The following is a 15,124-nucleotide window of genomic DNA, read 5'->3' on the forward strand; positions in this document are numbered from 1 at the left end:
CTCATTCTTCCTTCTTCGGTTTTCCTTCTGGATATGATGTATTTTCAAGTTGATCTCCAATCCACATCGTTCCATCTTCCCAAAATTCTTTTTTCCAAATTGGAACGATGCGTTTTATGCGTTCAATCGCGTACTCATTCGCTTCATAAGCTACTTTACGATGCGGTGATGAAACTGCAATAACTACCGCAATATCCATTATTTCCAGCCGCCCTACACGGTGCGTAATGGCTACTTGTGCGTCCGGCCATTTCCCGTTAATTTCCTCACCAATTCTTGTAAGTTGTTTTACTGCCATCGGTTTATATGCTTCATACTTTAAATGTAGCGTTCGTTTTCCTTTTGTTAATTCTCTCACCGTACCAATAAATGTTGTAATCGCACCCGCTTCTCTTCTTGCGACTTTATTCGTTACTTCTTCCACTAAAATTGGTTTTTCTACAATCTCAAATAGTGATTGCCCCATTAGAAACACCTCTCTTATAAAATGTCCAAGGCCATTCACTACCTTCGTTATCTTCTAATAAAAGAACATCGACAAACATTTCTTTTTTATATCCTCTTGTCCCGCCTGGCAATACGATAAAAGCGTTCGATTCTGCTAATGAAGAAACCGAGCTAGACTTATCAAATCCTGATGGATATGCAATTAATTGCCCTTCATTACATGTCAGTTTTGCTCGTACAAATCTTGTAAATGGATTTGGTTTCAGAAAATCTTTTCCTAATAATGCTTTTTCTCTTTTCAAATGCGCTTTTTCACTAAACATATACGCACGAATACATGGTCTTACAAACAACTCAAATCCTACATAACATGCTGATGGATTTCCTGATAAACCAAATAATAGCTTGCCATTTAATTGTGCTACAGTCGTTACACTTCCTGGTCGCATTGCAACCTTATTGAAAAGAACGGATGCACCTAACCTTTCATATATAGCTGGTAAATAATCGTAATCTCCTACTGATACACCGCCCGTTGTAATGAGCATATCTACTTGACTTAACGCATCTTTCACAGCTGTAAAACACGTATCAAAATCATCACTAAACTTCCCAAAGTATTTTACTCTTCCGCCCACTCTTCGAATTTGAGACAGTATCATGTACGTATTACTATTTCGAATTTTCCCTGGCTCTAACGACTCATTTACATCAAGTAATTCACTACCAGTCGCTAATAGTCCAATTACTGGCTTTTTCGCAACTGGCACTTCACTATAACCGAATGTAGCAAGAAGAGCTGAAATACCTGGATTAATGTACGATCCTTTCTTTGCAAGAACCGTTCCTTTACGAGCATCTTCACCTTGAAAAGAAATATTATCACCCGTTTTGAATGAGCGTTTCACTTCCATATAATCGTTCCCATTATCCTCATATTGACGAGTCAGTTCTAACATAACAACCGCATCACAACCATTTGGAATTTGTGCTCCTGTCATAATTCGAACTGCTTGAAACGAACCTACTTTCTCATCGAATAGTGATCCTGCGCCAATTTCACCAACTACTTCAAATACAATTGGCGTTTCATAACTTGCTAAATTCGTATCTTCTGCTCTAATAGCAAACCCATCATACGGTGAACGATTGAATGAAGGTACGTCATGATCAGCTACTAAATCCTCCGCTAATATACGTCCGTAAGCTAATTCAATAGGTAGTAGCTCTTTTAAGCCATTGTTAGCAAATCCCATCACTTTTCGAATAGCTTCTGCAACCGTAATTGGCACTCTTCTTTCCATTATTGACAACCCTTTCTATTAACCGAATAAGCGATAATATAGTTGTTTCGCTTTTGGAATTTCGTTTGTACCATGAATGAACACACGACCATCTTGAAAAATAACGACGCGATAATCCTCTAATTGACAAGATAGTAAATATGGATTCCGCTCTACTTCCCCAAGTTTTTTTAATACTTTTTCTACGTCATCAAAATTGTATTGCCTATTTTCTATTGTTCTTATTTGAACTGTATTTCTTCCGCATAAAACAGTTACCTTCTTTTGGTTTTCGTATGATAAATAAGGATAAGCTCGATTTAAACCGCACGATGGACAATTGTCCGTTTTTATTTTTCCTAGTTTTATAAAATGATTTTGATTACTCCATATATCAAACATGAAAAACGTCTTTCTAATTACTGAGTAATCTTCCACTAAAATTTTGAGTGCTTCTGCCACTTGATATGCCGCAACGATTTGAACAGCTGGACTAATAATCCCAGCCGTGTCGCACGTCACACCTATAACGGGCACATTCTTCAGTACACAATGTAAACACGGCATTTTTTGCGGAATAATCGTATAACTCATACCGTATGATCCAACACAAGATCCATATACCCACGGAATATTATGTTTTTGTGATAAATCATTTATGATAAATCGAATATCAAAATTATCTGTAGCATCGATGATTACATCGACATTTTCTAATAGCCCTTCCATGTTTTCTACACTTGCATCCATTATGAAAGCATGTATTTGTACTTCTGAATTAATTTGTTCCAACCGTTTTTTAGCAGCAATTGCTTTCGGGATTTTCCCTCTTGCATCTTCTTCAGAGTAAAGTTGTTGTCTTTGTAAATTACTCCACTCTACGTAATCACGATCAATAATTGTCAACTTACCAATACCTGCACGCACGAGACTTTCTGCACTTGTACTTCCTAATGCACCTGCTCCTACAATTAACACATGCTTATTCCGAATTTTTTCTTGCCCTTTACTCCCGATTGGTTTGAACAACTGTTGCCGAGAATACCGCTCCTCCATTGCATACCCTTCCTTTCAAGAAATCTATTTCACATTAGGGTCTTGTTTTTGATAACAAGCAAAGTAAGCAAACCCTACAAATCCAGCTCCTCCAATGACATTTCCGATAAAAACAGGAACAAAGTTTTTAGCAAGGTCCAGCCACGTCAGATGACCTGCAAAAATAACCGCTGATATGACAAACATATTTGCTACTACTTGTTGAAATCCAATCACTACAAATGCCATAATTGGAATCCAAATCCCAATTATCTTTCCGACAAAATCACTCGTCCCGTAAGCGAGCCAAAGCGCAAGACAAACGAGCCAATTACAACCAATCGCCAAAATTAAAGTTCTCCCAAACGATTCGTGTAACTTCCCTTCCGCTATCGCTAACGTTTTATTTAAATAATCTCCCTCTGTTAATCCGCCAAGATGTCCAAAGCAATACGCAACGAAAATTGCACCAACAAAGTTCATTACAGTAATCCAAGCCCAATTATTCAGTACACTTATCAATGTAATTTTCTTTGCATAAAGCGCCATAGACAGTGACATCATATTTCCTGTAATCAATTCTCCTCCTGCTAACACTACGAGCATAAGCCCAATAGGAAACACTGCTCCTCCTAAAACATTCACTAAACTTCCCCAATGCTCCGGCAAATTACCTAAAACTCGAATGTTAAGTAAAAATCCTAATGATATAAATGCTCCTCCTAAAAAACCGAGAATAAGCATTGCTGGCAGCGTCTGGCTTACTTTTTGAACACCGGCCTCGATTACGAGTTCAGCAATTTGTTCCGGTTTATGAAATGCCATTACCAATTCCTCCATTTTCTCCAAATAAAAAAGCAGCTTCAAAAAACCTCCTCAAAATAAAGGTTTTTGAATGCTGCTTAATGTCTCTGCACATCTTTTACAGAGAGATCAATCATCACTTTTACTATGAAATAGAAAGTCCACATCTCTTGCACACTTTCCATTTTCCACTATTATGTCAGCCTTATATATTAACCACCGATATGTGACATTTCAATTTTAGGCATTGTTTTCTTATTAGTATGACTTAAGCGTTCGTCTGAATATCGATTTTCTCGATTATTCCAAATGTCGTGAATTACAGCTGTAATTTCCTCATCCGTATCCCCCGATCGAAGCAATGCTCTCAAATCATTTCCTTTAGAAGCAAATAAACAAGTATACAATTTTCCTTCCGCAGAAATGCGAGCTCTCGTACATGATGAGCAGAAAGAATCAGTTACAGATGAAATAATACCTATTTCCTCATCACTGCCTATATAACGGTACCTAGTAGCTACTTCACCTGGATAATTTGCTTCTATCCGTTCTAACGGCATAACCTCACGAATTGTATTTACTATTTCTTGTTTGGAAATAACTTCACCTAACTCCCAACCGTTATAATTTCCAACGTCCATATACTCAATAAAACGAAGAATATGCTTATTTTCCTTAAAGTATTGCGCCATCTGCAAGATGTCCTGTTCGTTTTTCCCCTTTTGAACGACCATGTTTATTTTAATTTTCATACCAACTTCAGCCGCAGCCTGTATACCCTCAAGAACCCTTTGCACTTTGCTTCTATTACCATTTAAATAGAAAAAGCGCTCTTCTTCTAAGGAATCCAGACTAACTGTCACACGTGATAACCCCGCTTTATATAAATCAGGTGCAAACTTTTTAAGTAACGATCCATTTGTTGTTAAACCGATATCCTCCACACCATCTATTTTATTAAGCCGCTCAATAAGCTCTGGAAGCCCTCTTCGAAGTAACGGCTCTCCGCCTGTAATCCGTAACTTTCTCACACCTAAAGAAACGAAAATACGTGTTATCCTTTCAATCTCATCAAAAGATAAAATTTTATCATTAGACAAAAACGAATAATCAGGACCAAATATTTCTTCTGGCATACAATATCGACAGCGAAAATTACAGCGATCAGTAACTGAAATACGTAAATCCTTTAACGGACGATGCAATTTGTCTAATGTAATTGATTTCATCTTCCTTGCCTCACTTTTACTTTTTTTATATTTAAAACACGTTCTGGATGCGTATATATATTTAAAGACTGATTACGAATAAACCCTATCGTAGTAATCCCTAGCTCTTCCGCTAACTGCAAAGCTAATTCAGTTGGCGCTGATTTTGACAATATAATTTCACAGCCGATTTTTGCAACTTTCAATAATATTTCTGAAGAAATACGACCACTAAAAACAATGATTTTATCTTTTATAGAAATATTATTTTTTAAACAATAACCGTAAATTTTATCTAGCGCATTATGCCTACCAATATCCATTCGACCTAAAATAATACCATTTACATCACATAAAGCTGCGTTATGCACTCCGCCAGTATGTCGAAATGTATCCGCAGATTGCTGCATTTCATTCATTAAACGAAAACAATCTTCGACAGCAACCTTTACATGGACACCATTCATTTTCTTTACGCTTAGTGCATCATTTGCAAAAACAAACCCTTGCCTACTCATACCACAGCACGAAGTAATATAACGTTTATTTTGCATTTGTTCGTAATACGGGTTTATTTTTGTTGTCGTCACGTGTACAAATCCTTCTTTCTCCTGTACCCATATGTCATCAATATCTTCATACTTCCGAATAATTCCTTCAGATGCTAAGAAGCCTATTACCATATCTTCTATATATTCTGGAGTACTAACCATTGTAACAAACTCCTGTCCGTTCATTTTAATTGTGACTGGAAACTCTGTTACAATGCTGTCCTCTATATGCTTAAACACCCCTTGTTCATAACGGAAAACTTCTCTTTCTACCTGTATCGGTTTCACGATCAGCATCCTTCTCTCACGTTATATTTTTATCAAAAACAAATACCGAAACAGCAATATCTTCTTCTACTTTCATATCTGAAAATAAGTTCACTAATTTCGCTCCAACAAGTTCCTCCAAATGTTCACGAGAATTCGCAGCGTAAACTTCTTGAATCATTTTCGTTCTAGCCATATGAACCATTTCCGCGCCATCCATCGTACTTGAAATGAATTTCTCAGTAGGTGTTAAGTTCCCATACAGTGTTGCAATCGCCATATTTTCAGCAAATACAGTATGAATTCGTTCTGGTCCTTTTCCGAATAGTTCCTTTCGGAGTTTTCGTATCATATCATTAAATTCATGTACCTTTTTCGTCATAAAATCATACCTCCTAAAAGCCTCATTTTACTTTATTATATATTTTACCAAAATGATCTTTTCGCCCAAACTATTTCGTACAAATATTTGGACGAAAAGGTTAACTTCATGAAGTTTATTCGTCTTTTAATCCTTTACCCATACCTTTTAGGAAATGAAGACCAAACCCGATAGCACGGTTAATATCTGGATCTTTTAATACTTTCATAAGATCGAATATCCCCACTTTTTTATTACTTTCTAGATGCTCATTACCTTCTTCCAGTCCTACTAATAAACTACCTATAAGTTTTTTCGTAAGTTCTGGGTCAAGTTCTGTTAAAGCACCTGCAGCACCCATCATATTATTAATTAAATTTGTAACAGGTTTACGAGTTACTTGACCGAGAACGATCTTTGCGATTGGTTCTTTCGCTTTCAGTATAGAATTTGCTGCTTCTAGCATGCCAATATCATTTAATTCCCCGACAATATGAAACATTTGATTTAAAGCTTCTTCATTATTAGCTAGAAGCTCCTTTAAATCCTCTAACTTTTGCTGTTTTATTTCTTCCTCAGTTAATTCATGTTTTTGAATCGTTTTAATAGGTGCAGCCATATTTTTTCTCCTCCCTACTTATCCGTTAAATGTACATACCCTGGACGTGCCCACTTACGATCTACCTCAATACCAGCTTGAGGATGACGTTTTTTATTACGCGGGTTCGCTTTTGGCATCGGATTTTCGCCATTAACTTCTAACACTTCCATGCGCACTTTCGTCTGTTTATAAGCAGGTGTATTCGTACGTACGTCAACAGCAGGGCCTGTTAAGAAATTAATTGCCGATTCATTATCTGTAGAGTTCATCGGTACATATAACTCATTCGCTTTTACACGATCCGTTACAAGTGCCCGTAATTTTAGTGCTCCAAAAGGAGAAACAAGGCGCACTAATGAACCTGTTTTCACGCCACGTTCTTTTGCAAGTTCTGGAGAAACTTCAACAAAAACGCCAGGTACTTTCGTTTGAATACCTGTTGATTTATTTGTCATATTTCCTTCATGGAAATGTTCTAACATACGACCGTTGTTAATGTGAAGGTCGAACTCCGCTGGGAATTCAGCTGGACGTACCCAGTCAGCAATCGCAAAACGCGCTTTTTTATCTGGGAAATTAAATCCATCTTGGAAAAGTAGCGGTGTATTCGTTCCATCAAAACTTCCCCAATGGAAACTATTCCATCCTTCAAGTACTTCATAGTTTGCTTGTGAGAATAGCGGTGATAAGCTTGCCATTTCAGCAAAAATTTCACTTGGGTGACTATAATTCCAGTTTGCACCTAATTTATTCGCAATCTCCTGCACGATCCACCAGTCTGGCTTCGCATCACCAAGCGTAGGAAGAACTTGATACAATCTTTGCACACGTCTCTCTGTATTTGTGAAAGTACCTTCTTTCTCAAGAGATGGTGCTGCCGGTAATACAACATCTGCGTATTGAGCAGTTTTAGAAAGGAAAACATCTTGTACAACGAAGAAATCAAGGCTTGATAACACTTCATGTACATGATTTGCATTCGAGTCTACAAGAGCCATATCCTCTCCGACAAGATACATAGCTTTCATCTTTCCTTCTTCAATTGCGTGAAGCATTTCAATATTATTAAGACCTGGTTCACTATCAATTTCCACTCCGTAAGCCATTTCAAATTTCGTACGTTCCATATCGTTCGTAACGTGCTGATATCCAGGAAGCCATCCTGGTAAAGTTCCCATATCACAAGCACCTTGTACGTTATTATGACCTCGGAGTGGGTAGGCACCTGCACCTGAACGACGATAATTCCCTGTTGCAAGAAGTAAGTTTGAAATTGCAGCGGAAGTATCAGAACCACCTGTATTTTGCGTTACCCCCATACCCCAAAGGATACATGTACCATCTGCATCACGAATCATTTCAGCCATTTGGATAAGTGTTTCTGTTGAAATACCTGTTACTTCTTCTGCATATTCAAGTGTATATTCTTTTAAGCTCTCTTTAAAATCTTCAAAGAAGTTTACATTTTCATTAATAAACTCCTGATCATGCCAACCTTGATCAATCATATATTTCGCAACAGCCATTAACCATACTTGGTCTGTTCCTTGTTTTGGACTAATAAAGACATCTGATCGCTCTGCCATTTCTGTTTTACGAAGATCCGCTACAATTAACTTTTGTCCGTGTAATTTATGGGCCCGTTTAATACGTGTAGCTAAAACAGGATGACCTTCTGTCGGATTACATCCTACAATAATAACAAGACCAGATTGCGCAATATCTTTAATCGTTCCTGCATCACCGCCCATACCAATTGTACGGAATAAACCATCCGTTGCTGGTGATTGGCAATAACGTGAGCAATTATCAATATTATTCGTTCCAAATACTTGCCGAGCTAATTTTTGAATGACATAATTGTCTTCATTCGTAATTTTAGAGGAAGAGATAAATCCGATAGAACCTTTGCCGTACTCTTCTTTAATAGCGCCTAATTTATTTGCAACTACATTCAGTGCTTCTTCCCATGTAGATTCAACAAACGTTCCATTTTTACGAATTAATGGTTTCGTAATTCGTTCTTTAGAATTTACGAAGTCCCAACCAAATTTCCCTTTTACACAAGTTGAAATTGCGTTAACTGGCGCATCTGAAGTTGGTTGTACTTTAAGGATTTTACGCCCTTTCGTCCACACTTCAAATGAACAACCGACACCGCAAAATGTACATACTGTTTTCGTTTTCTTCGTACGAGTCTCACGCATGGCCGCTTCCACTTCTGATACCGCAAAAATACCGCTATATCCAGGCTCAACTTCTTTAATTAAATCTACCATCGGTTCAAGAATATCCGGCTTTAATCCCGTCATAAATCCAGCTTCACCAAGCATTGATTTCTCCATTAAAGCATTACAAGGACAAATCGTTACACATTGCCCACAGCTCACGCATGAAGAATCATTGATATCTACACCATTATCCCAAATAACACGAGGACGCTCGGCTTCCCAGTCGATAGATATCGTTTCATTTACTTGTAAGTTTTGGCACACCTCTACACATTGACCACATGCGATACATTGATTAGGGTCGTAGCGATAAAACGGATGAGTCATATCAACTTCACTTACATCTACTTTTGGTTCGTAAGGATATTTTTGATGTTCAATCTCCATTAATTCTGCAGTATTATGCAGTTTACAGTTCCCATTATTGTTGTCACATACCGTACAATATAATAAATGGTTTTCTAATAATCGATCCATCGCCTCTGTTTGTGCTTCTTTCGCACGACCAGAACCGAGTTCAATGTTCATACCTTCCGTCGCCACTGTCGAACAAGATCTCATCAACTTTCCATCAACTTCTACAATACAAGTGTCACACGTTTGAATAGGGTCTACTTCTGGTACATAACAAATTTGCGGATGTTCAATCCCGTTGTCATTAATGATGCCTAATATCGTTGAACCGGGCTCCGCTGTATACTTTTTTCCGTCAATTGTAATATGAACCATGTTGTCATTCATGGTCTTTCCCCCTTTTTGAGAATAAAAAAACTCCACCACGAAAATATACGCACCACATTTTGGGCACGTTATCATCATGGTGGAGTAGTGTATTAGCACATCTTGCTAAAATACCAATCCATTTATTCATAAATAAAACGATAGATTCATAACAGGTCATATCACGATTCCATCTTTAACACTATTATTATAACGTTAAAGTTAAAAATATACAATATGTAATTTAAACTACGCATATGTCTGCATGCAACTATCCATAATAACCCATATAAAGTGAAACTTTAATCAGCCTTAACCAATCGGGCTTTTACGGGCAGCCCGTTAATTCGGGATAAAACATAACAAGGAGAAAGTGAACAAATGGGGTCTTTTAACAAATGGATACGCGGTGAAAAATCTTTTTCTGCACAAAAGCAAGCTGATCATACATTACATAAACCTATTTCTTCTTCTCTTCCACTTAATTTAAAACACTTGTCCAAGTTATTTAGTGGTATTCCAGAATTAATTACACGTACTTTTCCGTTAAAAAACGGCCAAGAGGCTGCTCTTATATATATGGAAGGACTTGTAGATAAAACTGTTATTAATGTAGATATTCTTCGTCCTCTTTTATTTAAAGAGTGGAATGAGGACGATTTTTGGGAATCTTCCGTTTCTATCGGAAATATAAAAAAGGTTCAGAAGTGGACAGACATTGAACAATCCCTTTTACATGGTAAAAGTATTTTATTTATAGATGGGCAACTATCAGCTTTAGAACTAGATACGCAAGCGGCACCAAAAAGAAGCATTGAAGAACCTACAACAGAGACATCAATAAAAAGCTCACATGAAGGATTTAATGAAGTAGCGAGCGACAGTCTCGCTCTTATTCGCCGATATATCCCAAATCGCGAATTAAAGGTGAAGGAATTCACCGTTGGCGAGCGAGCAAGTGCTAAAGTTTTTTTACTTTACCTAGCAGACATCGCAAACGAAGATGTCATACAAGAAATGACATGCCGCATTGAATCAATAAAAGTGGATGCTATTCTTACTACCGGTGAATTAGAAGGTTTTGTTGAAGATAATTCATACACGCTCTTTCCACAATTATCAATAACCGAACGTCCTGATACGACGGCCCATCACATTTTGAATGGGCGAATCGCTGTTGTTGTAGATCGCTCACCCGGCGTATTAATTGGACCTATGACCTTTTCAGCTTTTTTTCAAACAATAGATGATTACAGCTTCAGGCCAATGATTCCATCTTTTATACGTCTCCTTCGTTTCACAGGATTATTTATTGCAATTTTTGCTCCTGCTCTTTATATTGCTATGATTTCCTTTCATTATGAAGTGATTCCGCTTAAATTATTGTTAACAATCGGCGAGTCTCGTGCTAAAATTCCTTTTCCACCTATATTAGAAGCACTTTTGATGGAATTAGTACTTGAAATGCTCCGTGAAGCTGCGGTTCGGCTTCCGGGTCCCGTTGGACAAACGATCGGCGTCGTAGGAGGAATTGTAATTGGACAGGCTGCAGTGCAAGCAGGAATTGTAAGTAACGTTATGGTTATCGTCGTATCCATTACTGCAGTCGCTTCTTTCATCATCCCTAACATGGAAATGTCTGCAGGGATTCGGCTACTTCGATTCCCAATGATGCTAATTGCTTCTTTATTTGGTGTCATTGGCATTATGGTTGGGATGGCAGTTATCATCATCCATATTCTTTCTATGGAATCACTTGGTGTACCATATGGTAGTCCTTTTTCTCCGTCATTTGCTTCGGATTTAAAAGACATTCTTATACGTTTACCATGGAAAGTAATGAAAAAACGACCGCTCTCTCTTAACTTAAAACAAGAAAACCGACAACGAGACGTGAAAGAAAGGAAGGAAAATAAGTGACAAATCGTGCAAAGAGGGAGATCACTTTATTTCAATACATTCTAACAATTAGTGGTGTTCAAGTTGGATTCGGCGTCCTCACGCTTCCTCGTGAAGTTGCACAAGGAGCGAATACCGATGGCTGGATGTCAATTATTATTGGATAGGCTATAACGACTTGTGTAAGTCTTTGCATTATACAAATTATGGCGAAACATCCTGGTTATTCTTTACTTGATGTATTAACACGTTATTTAGGGAACTGGCTGGGAAAAGTCGCGATGCTTCTTTGGATTTTATATGCTGTACTTGCCGCTGTTTCTTTAATATTCTCCCTCTTATATGTCATTCATATTTGGATTTTACCTAGATCTCCAATGTTTTTAATTATGATTTTGCTTTCTATTCCAATGGTTATGCTAGCATGTAAAGGTGTTCTCATTATAAGTCGCTACGCTGTTTTTACTGTTCTATTTACTTTGTGGATGCCATTGCTATTATTTATCCCTCTTAAAGATAGTCATTGGATTTACCTTCTTCCTCTTCTTAAGGAAGGTTGGATGCCAGTTTTACACACAGTAAAATCAACTATTATTGCGTTTCTCGGATTTGAGTTTGCATTTGTCCTTTATCCTTACCTTAATAACAAATCATCTGCAAAGAAAGGAATTGTTCTTGCAAATCTAATTACACTATTTGTTTATCTTCAAGTCACTTTCGTCTCTTTTGTTTATTTTAGCCCAGATGGTATTACAAAGTTTTTATGGCCCATTCTTTCTCTTGTTACACCATTTCACTTTTCATTTCTTGAGCGCTTTGAAATTATCTTTTTGTCATTTTATCTCTTTATTATTTTTGATTCTTGCATTCCTTATATTTTCACTGCTTCAGATGGAATCAATCAATTACTTAACAAAAAAAGCAATTCATTGCCTGTTTGGTTTTTATTATTCGGGTGTGTTTTCGTTTTATTCCTTTATACTCCTTCCTCTTATCAAATAAGTGCCTTACGGGAATTTTGGGGAACTACAAGTTATTTTATCGTTTTTCTATTCCCAGTCGTATTTCTCTTATACATGACACTTTATCAGTATTGGAAAAGGAGACAAATTTAAATGAGACGCTTTATTCATTTCACTATACTTTGCTTTCTCATAATCTTTTTAACAGGCTGTGGCGATCGGCTCGACTTAGAAAAACAATCGATTTCATTAATTTACGGGTTTGACGCAAAAGCAAAAGGTAAATTAATTGTGTACCATGTAAACCCTATTTTTAATGAAGATGTAGAGAAAAAATACGAAACCCATGTAGCGAAAGTATATACCCCTCGAGAAGCAAAAGCAACGTTTAATAGTTCAAGCAACGGTCTAGTTTCTACAGAAAAGTTACAGCTCATTTTATTTAGCAATAATTTTTTAAAACAAGAAGGTGCTATGCCTTACCTTGATGTTTGGTATCGCGACCCTAAAAACACTGGAAATATGCGTTTGGTTGCAGTAAATGGTCCCATTTCCTCTGTTATATATAATAACTTTAAAGATAAGCCTGCTCTTCCTGAGTACTTAACTGATTTAATTAATACGAACAAACTGTACAATCGGACCGTTTTTACGACATTTCATGAATTTCACAGGCAAACGTTTAATAAAGGTATAACACCTGCTATTTCAGAAATAAAAAAAGGTAAAAAAGATGTTATCGTTACTGGTTCTGCACTACTAACTTCTCGTGGAATTTATAAAATGTCATTAAATCTTTATGAAAGCGCACTTCTTCTTCTATTACAAAAGAAGGCTAATACACCAGTTTCTCTTACAATGAAGATCCCTTCTACTCGAGTTGAAAGTAATAGTAATTTAAAAGATACAGAAGGCAACGATTTCGTAACTATAAATGTTCTTAGCATGAATCGTAACATTCGTTCAGGCTATAGCGATAACCGTTTCAAATTTAATATTAAAATGAATTTAAAAATTGCTATATCTGAGATTACATTCAATATGGATTTAGATAAAGATAAAAAGAAATTAACTTCACTTATCGCAAAACAACTAAACAAAGATTTAAACGAATTAATTCACAAAATTCAAAAACAGCAACTGGATCCATTCGGATTTGGTGATTATGCGAGGGCTTTTCAATATAAAGAATGGAAGAAGGTTGAAGACGATTGGCCTAATTCCTTTTCCAAAGCTAGTGCAAAAGTAACACCGACTATCAAAATTTTAGAAAGTGGGATTATTAAATAAAAAATACACGCTATCTGTTCTTATAAGTATAAAGAACAGATAGCGTGCTTTCATTTACATGACAAGTATTAATTCAACAGACTATACTCTATTTCCGTTTCTAACATTACTATGTTTTTTTGCGTATATAAAATATATAAAAACACCGATTATAATCCATGCCACAAAACTAATTAAAGTAAGCTTAGAAAGGTTCAAAGCTAAATATATACAACTTACTATTGAAACGATAGGTAAAAAAGGTACTAGGGGCGCACGGAATGGTCTTTTCATATTAGGATGTGTCTTCCTTAGTACAATGACAGCTATAGATACAAAAACAAATGCTGTTATCGTTCCCATATTCACTAAATTAGCCAATAAGTTCAAATCCACTAATCCCGCTAATAAAGCTGCTAGTATGCCTGTAACCCATGTATTAAAAAATGGCGTTTGTAAACGTTTATGAACACTGGAAAGTCTTTTTGGTAATAACCCATCTCGACTCATCGAGTAAGATACACGAACAAATGCAAACATAGCTACTAACAGAACTGTCGTTAGCCCCGCTATTGCCCCCACCGATAACAAGCCAGCAATTCTATCTTCTCCTACAGTGCGCAACGCATATGCAACTGGATCAGCAACATTCAACTCCGTAAACGGAACCATTCCAGTCAACACGAATGAAACTCCTACATATAGAACGGTACAAATGAATAAAGAAACAAGTAGCCCAATCGGTACGTTACGCTGTGGACGCTTCACTTCCTCTGCAGCTGTTGCAACTGCATCAAATCCTAAAAAAGCAAAGAATACAGTGGCTGCTCCTCCTACCACACCGTGAAAACCAAACGGCAGAAATGGTTGCCAATTTTCTGGTTTTACATATTGTGTCCCTACAATAATAAATCCTACAATAACAGCCAGTTTAATAATAACCATTATATTATTAATTCGGGCACTTTCTTTTGCACCACGGCTTAATAAAAATGTTACAACTAAAATAATCAGAACTGCTGGTAAATCAATAATTCCACCCTTCCCCATGCCAGGTGCTGATGCAAAGATTGTAGGGATGTGAATATTAAACCCTAGTAGCAATGACTGAAAATAAGCTGACCATCCTGCTGCCACCGCAGAAGTTGCTAATAAGTACTCCAACATCACACACCAACCAACTATAAATGCAAAAATCTCACCTAATGTCATATATGTATACGAATATACACTTCCTGAAACTGGAACTGCAGATGCAAATTCAGCATAACAGAAAGCTACACATGCACATACAATGGCCGCTAATATAAATGATAATACAATCGCTGGACCAGCATGTTTCGCCGCTACGATACCAGTTAATACAAAAATCCCTGTACCAATAATCGCTCCAATTCCTAAAAGAGTTAAATCAATCGCTCCTAAAGTTTGATTCAATACTTTTTTCTTTTCTTCATCCATTGTTTTCTTTATTAAAAGACTCATT

General features: G+C 36.8%; 12 protein-coding genes and 1 pseudogene. 3 read left to right on the top strand and 10 right to left on the bottom strand.

Annotated elements, in window-relative coordinates:
• Position 1 precedes the first annotated feature (1 nt).
• The 9 genes from moaE to fdhF form a co-directional block, all read right to left on the bottom strand.
• Complete coding sequence (gene moaE / locus JDS81_RS10580; protein WP_087950583.1) at positions 2 to 466, bottom strand: molybdopterin synthase catalytic subunit MoaE; 465 nt, start codon at positions 464 to 466, stop codon at positions 2 to 4.
• The gene (locus tag JDS81_RS10585) at positions 447 to 1,751 is read right to left on the bottom strand and encodes a molybdopterin molybdotransferase MoeA (protein ID WP_097953652.1); all 1,305 of its coding nucleotides are present in this window, start codon (positions 1,749 to 1,751) and stop codon (positions 447 to 449) included. Before JDS81_RS10585 ends, moaE begins: the two co-directional genes overlap by 20 nt.
• A gap of 18 nt (positions 1,752 to 1,769) precedes the next feature.
• Positions 1,770 to 2,786: a molybdopterin-synthase adenylyltransferase MoeB gene (locus tag JDS81_RS10590; RefSeq protein WP_097953653.1), complete on the bottom strand. Its 1,017-nt coding sequence runs from the start codon at positions 2,784 to 2,786 to the stop codon at positions 1,770 to 1,772.
• 24 nt (positions 2,787 to 2,810) lie between these two features.
• On the bottom strand, positions 2,811 to 3,590 hold the full coding sequence (locus JDS81_RS10595; protein WP_097953654.1) for a formate channel: 780 nt from the start codon (positions 3,588 to 3,590) through the stop codon (positions 2,811 to 2,813).
• A gap of 191 nt (positions 3,591 to 3,781) precedes the next feature.
• Positions 3,782 to 4,798, bottom strand: coding sequence for a GTP 3',8-cyclase MoaA (gene moaA / locus JDS81_RS10600; RefSeq protein ID WP_000836455.1), 1,017 nt, complete (start codon positions 4,796 to 4,798; stop codon positions 3,782 to 3,784).
• The gene (gene fdhD / locus JDS81_RS10605) at positions 4,795 to 5,616 is read right to left on the bottom strand and encodes a formate dehydrogenase accessory sulfurtransferase FdhD (protein WP_097953655.1); all 822 of its coding nucleotides are present in this window, start codon (positions 5,614 to 5,616) and stop codon (positions 4,795 to 4,797) included. The genes moaA and fdhD overlap by 4 nt, the downstream gene beginning before the upstream one ends.
• 16 nt (positions 5,617 to 5,632) lie before the next feature.
• A complete protein-coding gene (locus JDS81_RS10610; RefSeq protein WP_000163331.1) occupies positions 5,633 to 5,977 on the bottom strand; it encodes a Na-translocating system protein MpsC family protein in 345 nt (114 codons plus the stop codon).
• Positions 5,978 to 6,092: 115 nt separating this feature from the next.
• A complete protein-coding gene (locus JDS81_RS10615; protein ID WP_097953656.1) occupies positions 6,093 to 6,575 on the bottom strand; it encodes a helical membrane plugin domain-containing protein in 483 nt (160 codons plus the stop codon).
• A gap of 14 nt (positions 6,576 to 6,589) precedes the next feature.
• Entirely contained in the window at positions 6,590 to 9,529 is a 2,940-nt protein-coding gene (fdhF, locus tag JDS81_RS10620) for a formate dehydrogenase subunit alpha (RefSeq protein ID WP_097953657.1), read from the bottom strand.
• 360 nt (positions 9,530 to 9,889) lie between these two features.
• On the opposite strand from fdhF, the gene JDS81_RS10625 reads away from it, so the two are divergent.
• The 3 genes and pseudogenes from JDS81_RS10625 to JDS81_RS10635 all read left to right on the top strand — a co-directional run bounded on the left by JDS81_RS10625 (position 9,890) and on the right by JDS81_RS10635 (position 13,659).
• Positions 9,890 to 11,428: a spore germination protein gene (locus tag JDS81_RS10625; RefSeq protein ID WP_097953658.1), complete on the top strand. Its 1,539-nt coding sequence runs from the start codon at positions 9,890 to 9,892 to the stop codon at positions 11,426 to 11,428.
• Positions 11,425 to 12,522: pseudogene (locus tag JDS81_RS10630) on the top strand (endospore germination permease). The gene JDS81_RS10625 and the pseudogene JDS81_RS10630 overlap by 4 nt, the downstream one beginning before the upstream one ends.
• Positions 12,523 to 13,659 (top strand): Ger(x)C family spore germination protein, encoded by a 1,137-nt coding sequence (locus JDS81_RS10635; protein WP_097953659.1) that lies wholly within the window; start codon positions 12,523 to 12,525, stop codon positions 13,657 to 13,659.
• An 81-nt stretch (positions 13,660 to 13,740) separates the two neighbouring features.
• Here JDS81_RS10635 and JDS81_RS10640 read toward each other — a convergent pair whose 3' ends face one another.
• Complete coding sequence (locus JDS81_RS10640) at positions 13,741 to 15,123, bottom strand: APC family permease (RefSeq protein WP_000054728.1); 1,383 nt, start codon at positions 15,121 to 15,123, stop codon at positions 13,741 to 13,743.
• Position 15,124 lies beyond the last annotated feature (1 nt).

The sequence above is a fragment of the Bacillus cereus group sp. N31 genome, from assembly GCF_016483245.1.
GTDB lineage: Bacteria > Bacillota > Bacilli > Bacillales > Bacillaceae_G > Bacillus_A > Bacillus_A toyonensis.